This is a genomic window from Mangrovicella endophytica (genome assembly GCF_002893625.1).
Classification (GTDB): domain Bacteria; phylum Pseudomonadota; class Alphaproteobacteria; order Rhizobiales; family Rhizobiaceae; genus Mangrovicella; species Mangrovicella endophytica.
In genome coordinates this window covers 62,547-80,752 of sequence record NZ_PKMZ01000003.1, presented here as the reverse complement: position 1 = coordinate 80,752, position 18,206 = coordinate 62,547, and the positions used below count along the sequence as shown (strand labels likewise).

The following is an 18,206-nucleotide window of genomic DNA, read 5'->3' as shown; positions in this document are numbered from 1 at the left end:
GGCACCGGGTGGCGGGGCCCGTCTGGCGCATCCAAAGTATGAGCCAGCCGAACTGGACCCGTTCCGTGGTTGGCCATAGATTGCGCCACGACGCCGGGTGTGACGACCGGCGGTGATGAGGGAGGACGTCATGACGACCATCGCCGTGAAGGACGAATGGAAGGCCCGCGCCAAGCTGGACGATGCGACCTATCGCGCCTGGTACGAGCGCAGCATCGCTGATCCCGAGGGGTTCTGGCGCGAGCACGGCCAGCGGGTCGACTGGATCAGGCCCTATTCGGCCGTGAAGAACACCTCCTTTGCGCCCGGCGCCGTCTCGATCCGGTGGTTCGAGGACGGGACGCTGAACGTTTCGGCCAATTGTATCGACCGGCATCTCGCCACGCGCGGCGAGCAGACCGCGATCCTCTGGGAGAGCGACGATCCCGCCGTATCGCGGGCGATCAGCTATCGCGAGCTGCATGGCGAGGTCTGCCGCATGGCCAACGTCCTCAAAGGGCGTGGCGTCAAGCGCGGTGACCGCGTCACCATCTATATGCCGATGATCCCGGAAGCGGCCTATGCGATGCTCGCCTGCGCGCGCATCGGTGCAATCCACTCGGTGGTCTTCGGCGGCTTCTCGCCGGACGCGCTGGCGGGGCGCATCGAGGGAGCCCAATCGAGCGTCCTCATCACCGCCGACGAGGGCGTGCGCGGCGGCCGCGCCGTGCCCCTGAAGAAGAATGCCGACCGCGCCTGCGAGATCGCCGCCAAAGCGGGCCAGAGCGTCGAAACCGTCCTGACGGTGCGCCGCACCGGCGGTAGCGTCGCCTGGACCGAAGGCCGCGATGTCTGGTGGCACGAGGCGCGCGAGAGCGTCGAGGCAGACTGCGAGCCGGAGGAGATGAGCGCGGAGGATCCGCTGTTCATCCTCTACACCTCAGGTTCGACCGGCAAGCCGAAGGGCGTGCTGCACACGTCCGGCGGCTATCTCGTCTATGCCTCGATGACGCACGAATACATCTTCGACTACCATGACGGCGACATCTACTGGTGCACCGCCGATGTCGGCTGGGTCACCGGCCACAGCTACATCGTCTACGGACCGCTCGCCAACGGCGCGACGACGCTGATGTTCGAGGGCGTGCCGACCTATCCGGATGCGGGCCGCTTCTGGCAGGTCATCGACAAGCACAAGGTCGCCATCTTCTACACCGCGCCGACGGCGATCCGGGCGCTGATGGGCGCCGGCGACGAGCCGGTGAAGAAGACCTCGCGCGCTTCGCTCAAAGTGCTCGGCTCGGTGGGCGAGCCGATCAATCCGGAAGCTTGGCTCTGGTACTACCGCGTCGTCGGCGACGAGCGCTCGCCGGTGGTGGACACCTGGTGGCAGACTGAGACCGGCGGCATCCTGATCACACCGCTGCCGGGCGCCACAGCCCTGAAGCCGGGTTCGGCGACGCGGCCCTTCTTCGGGGTCAAGCCGCAGCTCGTCGCCAATGACGGCCATGTGCAGGAGGGCGCGGCGGAGGGCAATCTCTGCATCACCGACTCCTGGCCGGGGCAGATGCGCACCGTCTATGGCGACCATGAGCGCTTCGAACAGACCTATTTCTCGACCTATCCGAACAAGTACTTCACCGGCGACGGCGCCCGGCGGGACGAGGACGGCTACTGGTGGATCACCGGCCGCGTCGACGACGTCCTCAACGTCTCCGGCCACCGCATGGGCACGGCGGAGGTCGAGTCCTCGCTGGTTGCTCATCCCAAGGTGTCCGAGGCAGCCGTCGTTGGCTATCCCCACGACATCAAGGGGCAGGGCATCTACTGCTATGTCACGCTGATGCAGGGCGAGGTGCCGTCGGAGGAGCTCAAGAAGGAGCTCGTCGCCCATGTGCGCGCCGATATCGGCGCCATCGCCTCGCCCGACAAGATCCAGTTCGCGCCGGGCCTGCCGAAGACGCGCTCAGGCAAGATCATGCGCCGCATCCTGAGGAAGATCGCCGAGGACGACTACGGCGCGCTCGGCGACACCTCGACGCTGGCCGATCCCGGCGTCGTCGAAGACCTCATCGACAACCGCCAGAACCGCAAGGGCTGACGGGAGAAACAGGGCATAGACGCGAGGCTTGCGGCAAACTGACACTTTTTCAGCCAAGCCCTTGTCGTGCCCGATTGTGCGTCTCATATTGGCGTCGTGTTCAACGTAATGGAAGGAGGTGATCCAATGTCGAGTGATTTCCAAATGCCGGTTGGGTCTTTGTATCTCGGCGGAACGACGGAGCAGTCTCCTTCCCACGCCTGACGGTATGTCGATCCGGGTACGGTCTCGACGACCTCCGGCATGACAGAATTCACGGGGCCGCTTCTCCCACCGGAGAAGCGGCCTTTTGATTGTGCGGGGCAGACTAGCGCTACGTCCGATACGGGCCGCGTGAGGCACCGGATGTCGTTGGCCACGACTGGTCTTTAATCGGCCACCGGGCGACCGATAAACCTCCCCATCGCTGCCTTTTCAATTAGTTGAAGCGGCAGTGCCTCGGCCGTCCATTCCTTTGGACCCTTGCTTCGGCACGGACGAGCCAGCAGGGCAGGGGCACCATGGAAGCGATCAATATCAGCGGCGCTGCGGCACCACGCGGCCGCCGGCGCTTCTACCACATCCTCTACGTCCAGGTGATCATCGCCATCGTCTGCGGTGTACTGCTGGGCTATGTCTTCCCCGAGACCGGCGCGGCGATGAAGCCGCTCGGCGATGCCTTCATCAAGCTCGTGAAGATGATCATCGCGCCGGTCATTTTCCTGACGGTGACGACCGGCATCGCCGGCATGAGCAACCTGAAGAAGGTCGGCCGGGTCGCCGGCAAGGCGCTCATCTACTTCCTCACCTTCTCGACGCTGGCGCTTCTCGTCGGCATGATCGTCGCCAATACGACGCGTCCGGGTTCGGGGCTCAACATCGATCCTGCGACGCTCGATGCGAGTGCCGTCGCGACCTATAGCCAGCAGGCGCATGAGCACGGCGTCGTCGACTTCCTCCTGAATATCATCCCCTCGACCGTCGTCTCGGCCTTCAGCTCCGGCGATATTCTGCAGGTCCTGTTCTTCTCAATCCTGTTCGGGATTGCCCTGTCGGTCAGTGGCGAGGCGGGCGCCACGGTGCTCAACTTCCTGCAGGCGCTGTCGCGGCCGATCTTCCGCCTCGTCGGCATGCTGATGAAGGCGGCACCCATCGGCGCCTTCGGGGCCATGGCCTTCACCATCGGCAAATACGGTATCGGCACCATCGCCAATCTCGCCGAGCTGGTGGCGACCTTCTACCTGACGTCGCTGATCTTCGTGCTGGTGGTCCTCGGCGCCGTCTGCCGTTTCAACGGCTTCTCCATCCTCAAGCTCTTGCGCTACATCAAGGAGGAGCTGCTGCTCGTCGTCGGCACCTCGTCCTCCGAGGCGGCGCTGCCGACACTGATGGAGAAGCTGGAGCAGGCGGGCGCCCGAAAATCGGTTGTCGGCCTCGTCGTGCCGACCGGCTACTCGTTCAATCTGGACGGCACCAACATCTACATGACCCTGGCGGCGCTGTTCATCGCGCAGGCGACCAATATCGAGCTCACCTGGACGGAGCAGATCACGCTCCTCCTCGTCGCCATGCTGAGCTCCAAGGGCGCGGCGGGGATCACCGGCGCCGGCTTCATCACGCTCGCCGCGACGCTTTCGGTGGTGCCATCGGTGCCGGTCGCGGGCATGGCGCTGATCCTGGGCGTCGACCGCTTCATGTCGGAGTGCCGGGCTCTCACCAACATCGTCGGCAATGCCGTGGCGACGCTGGTCGTCGCCCGCTGGGAGAGCGAGCTGGACGAGGCGCAGCTGGCCGCCGTCCTGGATGCCGGTACGCCGGTAGCTGCCGGTCCCGTGATGACCTCCGAAGCCGAGGCGCGGCTGCCGGACACGGCTGCGATCTGAAGCGCCGCCGCCGGCGGTCGCAACCGTCGGTGTGGCTTCCGGCGAGGTGAATCCGGCTGGAGGGCTGGTGCGTCGCACTGACCGCCTGAAATGCCCTCAGCTGTAGAGATCACGCCGCGTCGGCGGCACCTCGGAGGGTCCCGAGCGGCGCCGGCGCGAGGCCAGCGTCTGGTAGATCAGCAGGCCGCCGCGCTCAAAGCCGAGAGAAACGCCGACGAGATAGAGCAGCCATAGCCGCGCGCGCGGCTCGCCCGCAATCCGCGCGGCCTCCGCGAAGTTCGCCTGCAGCCGCTCGGCCCAGAGCCGACAGGTGCGGGCATAGTGCATGCGCCAGTTCTCGACGTCGTGCACCTCGAAGCGATGCGCCTCCAGCAGCCGCGAGGAATGACCGATATGGTCGAGTTCGGCGCCGGGGAAGATGTAGCGCAGGATCGCCGCATATTCCTTCGTGCCCTTGTGGAACTTGGCTTCAGAGGTCTTCGCCGGCCGCGTGATGGCGTGGTGGAGGTAGAGACCGCCCGGCCGCAGCAGGGTCTTGACCGCATCGAGATAGGCATCGTGATTGGCAAAGCCGACATGCTCGAACATGCCGATGGAGGCGATCTTGTCGAAGCGGCCGGTGAGCGCCTGAAACGGCTTCAGCTCGATGGTGATCCGGTCCTGCAGCCCGGCTTCGAAGACGCGCGCGGTGGCGAGTTCGTACTGTGCCTGGCTGAGCGTCACGCCGTGACCGCTGACGCCATAGGTGCCGGCGGCGTGGATCAGCAGCGCACCCCAGCCGCAGCCGATGTCAAGGAAGCGCTCGCCCTCCTGGAGCCGCAGCTTGCGGCAGATCATGTCGAGCTTGTCGGTCTGCGCCTTGTCGATATCGTCGTGCCAGCCGTCGAAATAGGCGCAGGAATAGACCATCCGCCGATCAAGGAAGAGGCGGTAGAAGTCGTTCGACACGTCGTAGTGGAACTGGATCGCGGCCTTGGAGGAGCCGCTGGCACCGGCGCCGGTCCCCGCCTCGACGCCAGCGCCGCGGCCACTGCGCGCCAGGCCGATCAGCGCCGGCAGAGCCTTGGCGAGCAGCCGCTTGTCGACGCGGCGCCAGATGTCTCCAAGGCGCACCTTCTTCTGTGAGCGTGCCGCCGCGACGTCGAAGAGGCTGCCGCCATCGATATCGAGACCTTTCGCCATCCAGAGTTCGATGACGGTCTCGATGCGTGGACGTAACAGCAGCCGGGCCAAACCAGCGGGATCGTTGAGGAGAACGACCGGGCCGTCGCTGGGCCCGATGCGCTCGCCGTTCCAGAGACGGACCGCGACCCCTGGTTCGAGAGCAGCCACCGTCTCGCGCACGAGCTTTGCCAGGGTATCTGCGTGCGCCGCCATAGGCCGGGCTCCGTTTCACGTGAAACGGTGATATAGGGTAAAGCCGCACCACGCCACGCCGCCGCATGATACTCGCATGAGCTGCCCCACCCGGCTGGGCCCATATTAGCGTTCAGCCGTGTTCGCCGTGCGGACCATCCGCGGCGCTGACGCCATCGCACCAGCTCTGCCGGTGGCCACCGTCATAGCGGGCGACCAGGCCTTCCGCGAGCAGCCGGCGGCCGAGATCCGCGTCGCCGCCGGCCGCGACGCGAGCCAGCACCCGCCCGAAATACTTGTCGCCGGAAATGTCGGACAGGCGCACCGGACCCGTGCCGACGAGTTCGCTGAGACGGTCGCGCGCCGTTTCGGCTGCGCGGCGTTCGGCCGTGCATTTGCCGCGTAGTTCCGGTGCATCGATGCCGCGGAGGCGAACGGCAACCTGAAGGCTCTGCAGCGGCCAGATAAACGCCTCCACTTCGATCGTGTCGCCGTCGCGCACCTTGACCACACGCGCTTCCACGGGGCCGCCGATCCTCTCCAGCGGCTCGCGGCCCGCTGCCGTTGCAGCGACCGCAATCGTCAGCAGCATCATCGTCAGGCAACTTGTGGATGATAGATATCGCATCAGATCGGGTTCGCGGGTGGCGCCGCAGGCTCGCGTAATCGGACTATTTTCCTACTTAGGAAAGATCGATTCGTCAAATGCTGCAGAGCTGCAGGCGACGTCGCCGCGATCAGACCCCCGTTCTGCGGTCAATCGCTCTGCCCGTCCTGGAGCCGCATGGCGTTAGCCGTTCACGATAGTGGCGACCAGCCGCACCCCTTCAGGCGCCGACCTCACGCTAGGGAACCTGATCCTACAACCAGAAGAGGATGCGTCGCGGCTCGGGACCAATGCGTTGCGGCTCAGAAGTCGGAGATGATGCCGTTCTTCTCCCAGTCGCCGAAGCGAACCGGCTCTGGTCCGTTACGGCCGCCGATTTCCGCTGGCCGGTGTGCCGCTTCAGCGGCTAGGCGGCGCCGTTCCTCCGCCTCGGCCAAGGCGCGGCGCGCAGCATCGGGGAGGGCCGGCTTCTCGCCGGCGGGAGCCGTCTCGGCGGGGTCTGCCGGGTCGACCGCGTTCGGTTCGTCAGCCATGTCATCGCTCCTCGTCGAATTGTCGTTGCCCGCATCTAGTCTGCCGAGCCGCATTGACCAAGATGACCTGCCGCAGGCGTGGCGCAGCGAATGGGGAGGAGACGCAGCATGGACCGGTTCACGGGAGGGTGCCTGTGCGGCGACGTCCGCATCACGGCAGCGGGGCGGCCTTACCGCGTCGGCCTGTGTCACTGCCTCGACTGCCGTAAGCACACCGGCACCCTGTTCCACGCTTCAGCGATCTTCCCCGAAGAGGCGGTGACGATCGAAGGGGAGACGCGCGACTATGCCGGCCGGCACTTCTGCCCGCGCTGCGGCTCCTGCGTGCTCATGATGAGCGGCGACGAGATTGAAGTCAGCCTCGGCACGCTCGACGCGCCGGACCAGCTGATGCCGACCTACGAACTCTGGACCGTCCGCCGTGAGGCCTGGCTGCCGGCTTTTCCGCTGAAGCACCGCTACGAGCGCGATCGCCCATCAGTGGGCCGGCACGAGGATTAGCCGGCCGGGCTTGCTGTCGGGTCCTCGCCTTGACGACACCGGCCCAGCGGGCTCTGCGTTCCCGCAGCGTTGAAGCGACCCTTGCCACACACCAGATTTCAGGCAAGACCCGCCATCCACCGGCAGAAGGAGCCACCGACACCATGAACATGATCAAGACGGCGATGCTGATCGCGTGTCTGACCGCGCTCTTCATGGGAGTCGGCTTCCTGATCGGCGGACGCGGCGGCATGATGATCGCCTTCGCCATGGCCGCGGCGATGAACCTCTTCACCTACTGGAGCGCCGACAAGCTCGTCCTCTCCATGCACCATGCGCAGGAGGTCGATGCCCGCTCGGCGCCGGAGTATTACGGCATCGTCCAGCAGCTTGCGGCCAATGCCGGTCTGCCGATGCCGAAGGTCTATGTCATCGATAACCCGCAGCCGAACGCCTTTGCCACCGGCCGCAATCCTGAGAACTCCGCCGTGGCGGCGACCACTGGCCTCCTCGAGCGGCTGACGCCGGAGGAGGTCGCCGGCGTGATGGCGCACGAGCTCGCCCATGTGCAGAATCGCGACACGCTGATCATGACGATCACCGCGACGCTCGCCGGCGCGATCTCCATGCTCGGCAACTTCGCCTTCTTCTTTGGCGGCAACCGCGACAACAACAATGGCGGCGCGGGCATCATCGGCGTGCTTCTGGCAATGATCGTCGCGCCCTTCGCCGCGATGATCGTGCAGATGGCGATCAGCCGGACCCGCGAATATTCCGCCGATCGGCGCGGCGCCGAAATCTGCGGGCAGCCGTTGGCGCTCGCCTCTGCCTTGAACAAGATCGCCGGCGCGGCCGGGCACATCGTCAATCCGGATGCCGAGCGCAATCCGGCGACCGCGCATATGTTCATCATCAACCCGCTCTCGGGCGCGCGGATGGACAACCTCTTCTCGACCCATCCGGATACGGGCAACCGCATCGCGGCCCTGCAGCAGATGGCGAGCGAGTTTGGCGGCGGCGGCGGCATGATCCGCCCGAGCGGCGCGGCTCGGCGCATGGCCGATGAGGCCTCCGCTGCACCACGCCGGTCCGGACCGTGGAGCCGCAGCGGCTCTGCCAGCCGGAATGCTCCGACCTCCGGCCGCAAAGGCCCATGGGGTTGAGCGAGACCTCGTCCGGCCGCCGACCACCGCATCGCTCTCGTCCATCCCGTAGCGGCAAGCCGGGCGATCCGGCAGGGGCGGCCGTCGCGCCGCGTCCCGGACTGGAGGCGCGGCTCGTGGCCGCCAAGCTCCTGTCTGCCGTGGTGGATGCGAAGACATCGGCGGACGGCCTCACCGATCCGGCCGGCGGCCATCCGGCCTATCGCGCGCTGGAGCCGCGCGATCAGGCGCTGGTGCGGGCGATCCTGACGACGGCTTTGCGCTTTCGCGGCAGCCTTACGGCGGCGATCGACGCCTGTCTCGATCGGCCGCTGCCGCCGAACGCCGCGCCGCTGCGCCATCTCCTTGCAGTCGGCGCCACGCAGATCCTCCATCTCGACGTGCCGGATTCGGCCGCGGTCGATCTGGCGGTTGCGGCAGCCTCCGGCGATCCTCGCTCGGCCCGCTTCGCGGGGCTCGTCAATGCCGTGCTGCGGCGGCTGTCGCGCGAGGCGGACGACGTCAGGACCCGCTTCGCCGATCCGATGCTCGACTGTGCCCCCTGGCTCGCCGCGCGCCTGTCGGCCCAATATGGCCCGGAGCGCGCCCAGGCTATTGCTGCGATCCACCGCTTGCCGGCGCCGATCGATCTCAGCGTCAAGCAGGATCCCGCGGGCTGGGCCGAGCGCCTCGGCGGGCAGGTCGTCGCGGGTGCGACGGTGCGTCTGGCCGCCGGCAGCCTCAGCGGCCCGGTCACCGCGCTGCCCGGCTTCGAGGAGGGCGACTGGTGGGTGCAGGATGCGGCCGCCGCCCTGCCGGCGCGCCTCTTCGGCGACGTCGCGGGCAAGCGCATTGCCGACCTCTGCGCAGCGCCGGGCGGCAAGACCGCACAACTCGCGGCCGCCGGCGCCAAGGTCACCGCGGTCGACATCTCGGCCTCGCGCATGAAGCGGCTCAAGGCCAATCTCCAGCGCCTCAAGCTGGAGGTGGATACCCATATCGGTGATTTGTCGGGGCTGGAGCCACCGGCAGGCGGCTTCGATGGGGTGCTCCTGGACGCGCCCTGTTCGTCGACCGGCACGATCCGGCGCCACCCGGATGTCGCCTACACCAAGGATGCCGCCGAAGTCGCCAAGCTGGCGGCCGTGCAGCAGCGCCTCCTCAGTGTCGCGGCAGGGCTCGTCGCGTCCGGCGGGCTGCTGGTCTTCTCCAACTGCTCGCTCGACCGGGAGGAGGGCGAGGACGTCGCTCGCGCCTTCCTTGCCGAGCATCCGGATTTCAGCATCGAGCCGGTCCTTGCCGGCGAGCTGCCGGAACTGGCCGAGGCGATCACCGCTGAGGGATATCTGCGCACGCGTCCCGACATGCTGCCAGCGGACGATGCCGCTGCGGCAGGGCTCGACGGCTTCTTCGCGGCGCGCTTGCGCAAAGGTTAAGTCAACGTTAACTCGGCAGCCGGCAAGTCATTCTATCGTTTGTCCCGGCTTCCTCTTCTTTAGCGAAGGATTTACCTTATAGGCTGAAAATTGTCCGCGAGGGTCGATGCTCTCGTCGTGCCGGTCTGCCTTCGGTGGACCTTCCCGCGAGAGGCTGTGAGGCGGAACGAGCTGTGACAATGACAGCGGACATGGTGGGTTCGCCGCGGATTGCGGCGCTGATGCTCCGGGAGGCGTGGCGTCGTGCCCGGCGCCGCCTGCGCGTCGGTCCCGTCAGCCATCTGCGCTTTGCCGGCGCGGCGCCCGACCGGCTGCTCGTCGTGCCGCCGGAGCTGCGGCGCGGCGATCCCATCATTGCCGAGCAGATCTATGGCGGGCGCCTGCACTTTGCCGGCCAGCTCGTCGAGAGCGCCGGCCGCTCGCCGTTTCAAATCGTGCCGCCCTCGCAGGCCTGGGCGGCGGAGCTGCACGGCTTTGCTTGGCTGCGGCACCTGGCCGAGGCGGGCGATGCATTGGCCGCCTTCAACGCCCGCTCCCTGGTTGGCGACTGGATCCGCAGCAGCGGCCAGAGCCTCGGCGGCACGGCTTTCGAGGTCGATGTCGTGGCGCGGCGGCTGATCGCCTGGCTCACCCATGCCGACCTGATGCTGAACGGGGCCGATCACGCCTTCCATCGGCAGTTCATGAAGAGCCTGGCTGAGCAAAGCCGCTATCTGCGCTCGGTCTGCGGCGAGGCGCCCGACGGGCTGCCGCGGCTCAGGGCGCGGATTGCGCTCGCCTTCGCCTCGCTCTGCCTGCCCAATGGCAGCGGCCGGATCAGGACGGCCGCCCAGAATCTCGGGCATGAGCTTGACCGGCAGATCTTTGCCGATGGCGGCCATCTGTCGCGCGCGCCGAGCGCCATTCCGGAGCTTCTCGCCGACCTTCTGCCGCTGCGCCAGACCTATGTGAACCAGGGTCAAGCGGTGCCCAAGGGCATCTATTCCGCCATCGACCGGATGCTGCCGGCGCTGCGCTTCTTCCGTCATTCCGACGGATCTATCGCGCTGTTCAACGGCGCGGGCGTCACCGACCTTGCGCTCGTCACCGCGCTCCTGCGCTTCGACGAGACGCTGGGTGAGACCATCGGCAATGCCCGGCAGTCCGGCTATCAGCGTCTGTCGGCGAGCCGCAGCGTGGTGATCGCCGACACCGGCACGCCGCCGCCGCCGCCGCTCTCCAGCGAGGCCCATGCCGGCGCGCTCGCCTTCGAATTCTCCTCCGGCGGGCAGCGGCTCGTCGTCAACTGCGGGGCGCCCGGCCGTCCGGATCCGCATTGGCGGCGGCTGTCGCGGGCCACGGCGGCCCATTCCACCCTGACGCTGGCCGATCATTCCTCGGCCCGCTTCTCACGCTCGGAGGCGATCGACCGCTTCCTGGGCGCGCCGCTGATCGGCGGCCCGGTCGAGCTCGCCGTCAGCCGCGACGAGCCGGACAGCCTTGGTGCGACCGGTTTCACCGCTGTCCATGACGGATATCGGCAGGGCTTCGGCCTGCTGCATGAGCGCCGCCTGTCGCTCGCCGGCGACGGCCTGACCTTGAGCGGCTCGGACCGGCTCTACACGCCGGCCGGCAAGCCGCCGCGCTCCTTGCGCGAACCCCACCCGCAGGCCGTCATCCGCTTCCATCTGCATCCGGCCGTGCAGGCCGAGGACGATGGCGCGACGATCCGCCTGCAGGTGCGAGGCCAGACCTGGTCCTTCTATGCCGACGCAGGCGTCACGATCGAGGAGTCGGTGCTGTTCGCCGACAGCGCCGGCCCGCGGCGGACCCTGCAACTGGTCATCGCCTTCGACCCGGCCGAACGCGACGCCGTCGCCTGGCAGTTTCGCCGCATCGGTTAACCGCAGGGGGGAGCACCGGCGACACGCGCGTTGTGCAGGCGGTGCTCAGAAGCTAAGGGAAGCGCTTCGTTCAGCCGGGCCGGCCACGGCCCCCGCCGGAGCTTTCTCATGGCCGTGTCCGCCAATCTCACCCCCGCACCGGACCGCGTGTCCGTTCGCCGCGCGCTTCTCTCCGTCTTCGACAAAACCGGCCTGGAGGATCTCGCCCGCGGTCTCGCGGCGCTCGGGGTCGAGCTGGTTTCCACGGGGGGCACGCGTCGTGCCATCGAAGCGCTGGGACTGCCGGTTCGCGACGTCTCGGACTTGACCGGCTTTCCCGAGATCATGGACGGGCGGGTGAAGACGCTGCATCCGGCGGTGCATGGCGGGTTGCTCGGCATCCGCGGCGACGCCGCGCATGCCTCGGCCATGGAGGCCCATGCGATCGGCGGAATCGATCTTCTCGTCGTCAACCTCTACCCGTTCGAAACGGTGCTGGCGGCTGGCGGCGACTTCGCGACTGTTCTTGAGAATATCGATATCGGTGGCCCCGCCATGATCCGGGCCGGCGCCAAGAACCACGCCTATGTCACCGTTCTGACCGATCCGGCCGACTATGCCGAGACGCTGAATGCCCTGCGAGCCGAGAAGGGCGAGACGTCGCTGACGCTGCGCCGGCGTCTTGCCGCCAAGGCCTTTGCCCGTACCGGCGCCTATGACGCTGCGGTGTCCAACTGGTTTGCCGGCGAAGTTCAGGATACGACGCCCAAGAACCGAAGCTTTGCCGGAGTCCTTTCGCAGTCGCTGCGCTATGGTGAGAACCCGCATCAGTCGGCCGCGCTCTATCGCACCGGCGAGGTGCGGCCGGGTGTGGCAGCGGCGCGCCAGCTGCAGGGCAAGGAGCTGTCCTACAACAACATCAACGATACGGACGCAGCCTTCGAGCTCGTCGCCGAGTTCGATCCGGCCCGCACCGCAGCCGTCGCCATCATCAAGCATGCCAATCCGTGCGGTGTCGCCGAAGGCAGGGACCTTCTGAGCGCCTACCAGAAGGCGCTCGCCTGCGATCCCGTCTCCGCCTTCGGCGGCATTGTGGCGGTGAACCGCCGGCTCGATGCGGCGGCGGCCGAAGCGATCGTCAAGGTCTTCACCGAGGTGATCATCGCGCCGGAGGCCGACGAGGACGCCATCGCGATCATCGCGGCCAAGAAGAACCTCCGGCTGCTTCTGACCGGCGCGCTGCCGGACCCGCGCGCGGCGGGAACGCTGGTGAAGTCGATCGCCGGCGGTCTGCTGGTCCAGTCGCGCGACAATGGCGTCGTCGACGATCTCGACCTGCGAGTCGTCACCAAGCGGCAGCCGAGCGAAGCGGAGCTGGCCGACCTGCGCTTCGCCTTCCGGGTCGCCAAGCACGTCAAGTCGAACGCCATCGTCTATGCCAAGGATGGGGCGACGGTCGGCGTCGGTGCCGGCCAGATGAGCCGCGTCGATTCCGCCCGCATCGCCGCGCGCAAGGCCGAGGATGCGGCGGCGGCGAACGGCGGCGCTGTGCTGACCAAGGGCTCGGTCGTTGCCTCGGACGCCTTCTTCCCCTTCGCCGACGGGCTGCTCTCGGCGGTCGAGGCCGGGGCGACGGCGGTGATCCAGCCGGGCGGCTCGATGCGCGACGACGAGGTGATCCGCGCCGCCGACGAGAATGGTATCGCCATGGTCTTCACCGGGATGCGCCACTTCCGGCACTGAGGCGTAGCGGGCAGTACCCGCCGGCCCTGATCAGCCTTGTGTCGAGATCACCAATGTTCTGCGAAAAACCACCTTTACTATGAACTTGGCGGATTTCGACTTAAGGTTGGAAGAGTATAAAAGCTGATCAAAGAAAAAGGGCCGCGGTGGATACACCGCGACCCTTTTTCAGTCTTTGATCGTACTTGATCTAAACCAGATGCGTCTTCGCAAACGCTTCCAGCGCAGCCCGGCCGAGGACCCGCTTCTCCAGAGCCAGCTGCGCCAAGGCCGCAATCGCTCCCCTGTGCCGAGCAACCATCATCATGGCCTCGGCATAGAGACGCCGGAGTCCGATCTCGACCGTTACGCCATCGACCTGCTGACCGAAAGACAGGAAGCGGCCGAGACCCAGCTGTGCCTCGATCTGCATCAGCAGAGTCGTGGCTCGAGCGAGATCCGACGAATCCGCTCCACCCGCGCCGGCCGAGACCGATCCGAGGATGATCTCCTCGGCGGCTCGACCCGCAAGGATTGGGACGATCATCGCTTCGATGTCGCGGCGCCTCCCCTCCATAGTCGCCTCATCGACTTCGAGGGTCACGCCACCGCCATTTTCAGCGTCCCGCACGATCGAAAGGGACGAGGGCGCCCCGCCGAACAGCATATAAACGACGGCATGCCCCGCCTCGTGAATCGCCACACGCTTCAGGACCGCTGCCGGCCGGGTTTCAGGCGGCAGCGCTGCGGCGAGGAGATCCTCGCCGGCAACGTCCCTCCCCGCTAGGCGAGCGATGCGACGCGCATCCCTGGCGATCCTCACGACGTCGGCACCGGAAGTCGTTCCGGCTAGCGCCGTTGCGATCGGCTGGACGAAGTCGTCCGCCAGGTTGTTCCCAAGGTGGCTTCGGATGATGCCGGCCAGTGCCTGCTCGTCCGGCAGCTCGATCCGGAAGCGTCGGTCCAGTCGACCCGACCTGACCAGAGCCGGATCGAGGTTTCGACCGTCATTGCAGGCGGCGAGGATGATCACTCCCTCGCGGCGGCTCGCCCCGTCGAGGCATTCGAGCAACCCGTTTGTGATCGAGCGCCACCAGTCGTCGTACGACGTAGCTCTTCCTCTCGCCGGCAGCGTATCGATTTCGTCGATAAAGACGATTGACGGGGAGTGCGATGCCGCGTCCTCGAAGACTTGACGCATCTTCTTCATCAAGTCGCCGAGGTGCCCGGACTTGCTCGACTGCCATTCGGCATACGACGTCGGCAGGAATGCGCACCCCGCCGAGTGCGCAAGCGCCGCTGCGAAGAGGGTCTTCCCAGTTCCAGGCGGTCCCACCAGGAGACAACCCGAGTCGACGTCGGCCCAAGTGATGCGGCCAGCCCGAAAGGCTGCAAGATCGGAGACGAGCTGCAGACCCCACTCCCGGGCTTGGCCGTAACCATGCAGATCTTCCAGCCGCGGCTGATCGCCCGGTTCTGACTCCGCCCGGCGCTCAATGTAGGTTGCCCTCAGCAGGCGATATGCATCATCGGCATCCACGCCCTTCCTCAGGACGAGGTCCAGGACGTCCGGAGCGACAGCTTCCGCGCACAGCTCGTCCGGCCATGTCCCCGAAGCATTCGGGAAGCGGTCGATCACTGCGCCGCGGATATCGTCGGGCGACAACGGACCGATCTTGTGGTCGAAGTCTACGAAGGGCGTGATTTGGTCCGGCAGGGCGTCTCCGGGGCCGATCAAGCAGCAGACCGTCTCGCTATAGAGATCCTTCAGGATGGCATCCGCCGTGAAGTCGCCCCGCCGGCCGGTCTTGATGACGGACGGAGAGTAGTGCTGCGACATACGAATGGACGTGCCACAGATGGCGATCGTGATGGTCTCGACTGCATCAGTGATCGGGGCGCTCCATGCCTCCGACGCAAGGCGCAGGACGATCAGTTGCGGACGTCTCGAAGCGAGGGCGTCCCGCGTCCGCTGGGGGAGCGCGTTCAAGATCGTCCGGTACGCGATGAGGGCGGACGGTCGCAAGGCGTCCACGGCCTCCTGGGCGATCTTCGTCTGCTCCTCGATGAGAGAGACAGCGAGATCGACATCCTCGGGAGCTTCAGCATCCGTGTTCTGGGCTCGGTCGATAGGTGCGGCGCGGGTCATGTCCGTTCGCCTCCGTGCGATAGATCTTCGAATGGAATCCAGGCTCATCTTCTCGGCCTGATCTGCGTGTCGGGTCCGACCGGCATCTCGCGCCAGTCCAGCGTTACGTGCCGTTTAAGCACGAGGGCCAACACGGCTCCGACTGGCTCGGTGGACTCGCGCATGGCCGAAGCGGCTTCGATCAAGGTGACGGAGCCGACTTCCTCGAGCCATGCGAGCAACCGCACCCGATCAGCGAGCGAGACCACCCGACGGCTGTAGCGCAGCATTTCGCGAGCATTCGTGAGAGCAGGCTCGGCGCGAACCTCATCCGACGAGACCGAGCTGTAAGCCAACGCGGGATCAATCGGCCGGATGCCCGCCGGGCCGCCTGCATCCATCAGTATGGCCGAGCCGTCATGGTGATGGACCCGGAAATCCGGGGTGCGGGAAATCACCTGCCCGTCCGATCCGAGGAACTCGAATGACCCTGGTAGACAGCACCAATTCTCGACCTCGTCGTCCAGATCCAGAAGCACACCCAAGTCACGAGCAAGCTGTGTCCGGAAAACAGGACGACCTTCGCAGCGGACGGTGCCGATGGGCTGAAAACGTCGGCGTGACGATGGAGGCGTGGCCGCCCCGCCTTCGGAATTATGCTGGGATGTGGATAATCTATCGAGAAAGGTGTTCATCATCGTCGCTCCGCGGCCGCTGCGGGCCGCACGCCGTCAGGCGCCGGAGGACGGGGTGGAACCCACTATCTCCGGCGTGTCTCTAGCCGGATCACGGCTACTGGCGTTTTCATTCGACGCTCGATCATGATGAGAACATAAAGGGTACACGTGCGGTGAGGCAAGCGTTTTGATTCGATGCAAATCAGCTCTGGTTAAACGCGTCGCCGGGATGGAAGCACCCCTCGGGCTGCTAACCAATTACGGCAACCCTGTTAGATGCGCCGCGCGTCAAGACGCGATGGTATCCCAGATCGAATTCGACGACCCGCGAGATGGATAACTCGCAGGGTTCCACTACGAGGGCGCCCCATCGGCGAGCCGTTAGGCGTTGAAGCTGACGATTGCTCTCCCACCCAGCTCTTCGGCAACAACCAGATCCTCCTGTCGTCAGCGGACGAGTTCTTCGTCACGGACGACTGCCTCCTCGATCAGGCCGCACGTGCAGCCTATCGGGAGAGCAGCGAGAGACCGATCGAAGAGATCCTGCTCTGGCGCAGCGCTTTGTTGTCAGCCGAACTCTCGTCGATGCAAGGCAACGGGCTGGCACGTCCCTCTTCCGAGAGGTCTCAAATCAGGGCGTCGAGGCGGGCGGTCACGACGGGAAGAATGCCGTCGACAATCCGATCCACTCCGGCCGCATTCGGATGGATGCCGTCGCCGAGGTTATAGCTGGATCGCATCGCTATCCCGTTCAGGAAGAACGGATACAATGCCGCCCCATGCTTGGCCGCCAGCCTCTCGAAGATTGGGTTGAACGAGCGGGAGAATGCGTTCCCATTCCCGGAGGAGCGATCATTCCCGCCAACACCACGTCGCTGCCGTTGCTCTGCAACCGCTCGAGGATCGAGTCGAGATTGCGCTCCGTCGTCGTCGGCGGAATTCCTCTAAGGATATCGTTCGCGCCTAGTTCGAGGATGACGAGGTCGGCGGATTTCGGCACGTCGCGAGCAACCCGGGCAAGACCGCCGCCGCTGGTGTCGCCGGAGATACCTGCGTTCAGGACCGCGACGTCATATCCGAGCTTCTTCAGCGCCTGCTGGAGCCTAGCGGGGAACGCCTCGCTTCGATCGAGCCGGTAGCCTGCCGTGAGGCTGTCGCCGAAAGCGACGATGCTGATCGGCCGAGCCTTTGTCTTGGCGTCGGCCGGTTGGTCCAGCGCGGTCGCGGCGACGAGGGATGCGGCCCCGAGAGCGGCTCGGATGGCCTTGTTCTGGAACATGTCGATGTCCGTGATTTTCGGGTATCAGATTGACCCCATCTATGCATTCAACTCGGCTGTTTCGACGGGCCGTTCCTCTCGCCGTCTAGTCGTCGATGTCGCAATTGCGGCGATCCGGAGTTGCCGTCTGCCTGCCATAGGCGAGCAGCCCTCGACGCACGCGGACGGCCTCGCCTCAACCGGACGGGTACCAGGAAGGAGCAGCCCGTTCGTCGATGTCGTCAGTCGATGTCGACGATCAGCTCGGGTTCGAAACCGGTATATTCCTCCGCACGACCGGCTGGATTGCAGATGATGCGCGTGGGCCCGATACGGTAGTCCCTTGCGCTGTGGATGTGTCCATGAACCCACAGAGTGGGCCGCCAAAGGTGGATCTCGGCCTCGAGATTGGAAGCATAGCACTGGTTCAGCTCCGCGGACGGGCTCTGCAGCGACCGAAGACTGGGAGCGTGATGCGTGACGACGATCGTGCGCGAGGCGTCGCCCGTCACGAACGCTTCTCCCAGGAAACGTCGCGAGGCGTGATGGAACCTCAGCGTGTCGGAGGGATCGAGCCGACGTGATCTCCGCGTGGACGACCGGCGGTGGATCCGCCGGTAGTCGTTCATGCCTCGACGAGCGTCACCGGAGGAATGCGACAGGCTGTGGTGGTGGCCTGCACGCAGATCCGTCCATAGGGTCGATCCCAAGAACCGCAGGCCGCCGACATTGGCCTCCCCGTCGATGAGAAGGTGGATGCCTAGCCGATCCGCGAGCTCCATTCCGGCCTCCGTCTCGTCCTCGATCGTGGATCCGTCGGGACCTTCGTCGCGATAGAAGTCGTGATTACCTGGAGTGTAGATCGTCGGCGTGCCGAGAAAGCGGTCCCCGAGCCAGGCGATCGACGATGTCAGACGGCCGGCATTGTCGCCTGCGACGACGGCGATGTCGAAGGGCTCGCGTATGTCGGATGGGTCGAACGGCAGGCCGCCCTCGCCCTGATGTAGATCGGAGACGATAAGAAGGCGCATGGCGCCGGACCTCGGAACAATGCCAAGCCTCG

The 18,206-nt window shown here is 66.1% G+C and carries 13 protein-coding genes and 1 pseudogene; 7 read left to right on the top strand and 7 right to left on the bottom strand.

What is annotated here, in order from left to right; translation table 11 throughout:
• Window positions 1-130 precede the first annotated feature (130 nt).
• Together acs and C0R46_RS09225 are read left to right on the top strand one after the other, a co-directional pair.
• Entirely contained in the window at window positions 131-2,080 is a 1,950-nt protein-coding gene (gene acs, locus C0R46_RS09230; protein WP_102959343.1) for an acetate--CoA ligase, read from the top strand.
• 500 nt (window positions 2,081-2,580) lie between these two features.
• The gene (locus C0R46_RS09225) at window positions 2,581-3,942 is read left to right on the top strand and encodes a dicarboxylate/amino acid:cation symporter (RefSeq protein ID WP_102959342.1); all 1,362 of its coding nucleotides are present in this window, start codon (window positions 2,581-2,583) and stop codon (window positions 3,940-3,942) included.
• Window positions 3,943-4,038: 96 nt separating this feature from the next.
• On the opposite strand, the gene C0R46_RS09220 is transcribed toward C0R46_RS09225, so the two are convergent.
• The 3 genes from C0R46_RS09220 to C0R46_RS09210 all read right to left on the bottom strand — a co-directional run bounded on the left by C0R46_RS09220 (window position 4,039) and on the right by C0R46_RS09210 (window position 6,438).
• Window positions 4,039-5,319 carry an SAM-dependent methyltransferase gene (locus C0R46_RS09220; RefSeq protein ID WP_102959341.1) on the bottom strand — a complete coding sequence of 427 codons (1,281 nt, stop codon included), beginning with the start codon at window positions 5,317-5,319 and terminating at the stop codon, window positions 4,039-4,041.
• A 112-nt stretch (window positions 5,320-5,431) separates the two neighbouring features.
• Window positions 5,432-5,926 (bottom strand): thermonuclease family protein, encoded by a 495-nt coding sequence (locus C0R46_RS09215; protein WP_245413501.1) that lies wholly within the window; start codon window positions 5,924-5,926, stop codon window positions 5,432-5,434.
• A gap of 281 nt (window positions 5,927-6,207) precedes the next feature.
• A complete protein-coding gene (locus C0R46_RS09210) occupies window positions 6,208-6,438 on the bottom strand; it encodes a DUF1674 domain-containing protein (RefSeq protein ID WP_102959339.1) in 231 nt (76 codons plus the stop codon).
• 108 nt (window positions 6,439-6,546) lie between these two features.
• Between C0R46_RS09210 and C0R46_RS09205 the strand changes: the two genes are divergently transcribed.
• The 5 genes from C0R46_RS09205 (at window position 6,547) to purH (ending at window position 13,101) form a co-directional block, all read left to right on the top strand.
• The gene (locus C0R46_RS09205; RefSeq protein WP_102959338.1) at window positions 6,547-6,939 is read left to right on the top strand and encodes a GFA family protein; all 393 of its coding nucleotides are present in this window, start codon (window positions 6,547-6,549) and stop codon (window positions 6,937-6,939) included.
• A gap of 143 nt (window positions 6,940-7,082) precedes the next feature.
• Window positions 7,083-8,081: a zinc metalloprotease HtpX gene (gene htpX, locus C0R46_RS09200; protein ID WP_102959337.1), complete on the top strand. Its 999-nt coding sequence runs from the start codon at window positions 7,083-7,085 to the stop codon at window positions 8,079-8,081.
• Entirely contained in the window at window positions 8,072-9,496 is a 1,425-nt protein-coding gene (locus tag C0R46_RS09195) for an RsmB/NOP family class I SAM-dependent RNA methyltransferase (RefSeq protein WP_102959336.1), read from the top strand. Before htpX ends, C0R46_RS09195 begins: the two co-directional genes overlap by 10 nt.
• A 179-nt stretch (window positions 9,497-9,675) precedes the next feature.
• The gene (locus C0R46_RS09190) at window positions 9,676-11,379 is read left to right on the top strand and encodes a heparinase II/III family protein (protein WP_102959335.1); all 1,704 of its coding nucleotides are present in this window, start codon (window positions 9,676-9,678) and stop codon (window positions 11,377-11,379) included.
• Window positions 11,380-11,487: 108 nt separating this feature from the next.
• Window positions 11,488-13,101, top strand: a complete 1,614-nt coding sequence (gene purH, locus C0R46_RS09185) for a bifunctional phosphoribosylaminoimidazolecarboxamide formyltransferase/IMP cyclohydrolase (RefSeq protein WP_102959334.1) — start codon at window positions 11,488-11,490, stop codon at window positions 13,099-13,101.
• Between the two features lie 190 nt (window positions 13,102-13,291).
• Here purH and C0R46_RS09180 read toward each other — a convergent pair whose 3' ends face one another.
• The 4 genes and pseudogenes from C0R46_RS09180 to C0R46_RS09165 form a co-directional block, all read right to left on the bottom strand.
• A complete protein-coding gene (locus tag C0R46_RS09180) occupies window positions 13,292-15,229 on the bottom strand; it encodes an AAA family ATPase (RefSeq protein WP_245413500.1) in 1,938 nt (645 codons plus the stop codon).
• A 44-nt stretch (window positions 15,230-15,273) separates the two neighbouring features.
• Entirely contained in the window at window positions 15,274-15,906 is a 633-nt protein-coding gene (locus C0R46_RS09175; RefSeq protein ID WP_157944606.1) for a PDZ domain-containing protein, read from the bottom strand.
• 605 nt (window positions 15,907-16,511) lie between these two features.
• Window positions 16,512-17,164, bottom strand: a pseudogene (locus tag C0R46_RS09170) (arylesterase).
• A 221-nt stretch (window positions 17,165-17,385) separates the two neighbouring features.
• Window positions 17,386-18,174, bottom strand: coding sequence for a metallophosphoesterase (locus C0R46_RS09165; protein WP_102959332.1), 789 nt, complete (start codon window positions 18,172-18,174; stop codon window positions 17,386-17,388).
• Between the last annotated feature and the right edge of the window lie 32 nt (window positions 18,175-18,206).

Excerpts from the sequence above, each read along its gene's own strand:
- C0R46_RS09215 (WP_245413501.1), bottom strand. The coding sequence starts at position 5,926 with ATGCGATATCTATCATCCACAAGTTGCCTGACGATGATGCTGCTGACG.
- C0R46_RS09195 (WP_102959336.1), top strand. The coding sequence starts at position 8,072 with ATGGGGTTGAGCGAGACCTCGTCCGGCCGCCGACCACCGCATCGCTCT.
- purH (WP_102959334.1), top strand. The coding sequence starts at position 11,488 with ATGGCCGTGTCCGCCAATCTCACCCCCGCACCGGACCGCGTGTCCGTT.
- C0R46_RS09205 (WP_102959338.1), top strand. The coding sequence starts at position 6,547 with ATGGACCGGTTCACGGGAGGGTGCCTGTGCGGCGACGTCCGCATCACG.
- C0R46_RS09175 (WP_157944606.1), bottom strand. The coding sequence starts at position 15,906 with ATGATGAACACCTTTCTCGATAGATTATCCACATCCCAGCATAATTCC.
- C0R46_RS09165 (WP_102959332.1), bottom strand. The coding sequence starts at position 18,174 with ATGCGCCTTCTTATCGTCTCCGATCTACATCAGGGCGAGGGCGGCCTG.
- C0R46_RS09220 (WP_102959341.1), bottom strand. The coding sequence starts at position 5,319 with ATGGCGGCGCACGCAGATACCCTGGCAAAGCTCGTGCGCGAGACGGTG.
- C0R46_RS09190 (WP_102959335.1), top strand. The coding sequence starts at position 9,676 with ATGACAGCGGACATGGTGGGTTCGCCGCGGATTGCGGCGCTGATGCTC.
- C0R46_RS09225 (WP_102959342.1), top strand. The coding sequence starts at position 2,581 with ATGGAAGCGATCAATATCAGCGGCGCTGCGGCACCACGCGGCCGCCGG.
- acs (WP_102959343.1), top strand. The coding sequence starts at position 131 with ATGACGACCATCGCCGTGAAGGACGAATGGAAGGCCCGCGCCAAGCTG.
- C0R46_RS09210 (WP_102959339.1), bottom strand. The coding sequence starts at position 6,438 with ATGGCTGACGAACCGAACGCGGTCGACCCGGCAGACCCCGCCGAGACG.
- C0R46_RS09180 (WP_245413500.1), bottom strand. The coding sequence starts at position 15,229 with ATGACCCGCGCCGCACCTATCGACCGAGCCCAGAACACGGATGCTGAA.
- htpX (WP_102959337.1), top strand. The coding sequence starts at position 7,083 with ATGAACATGATCAAGACGGCGATGCTGATCGCGTGTCTGACCGCGCTC.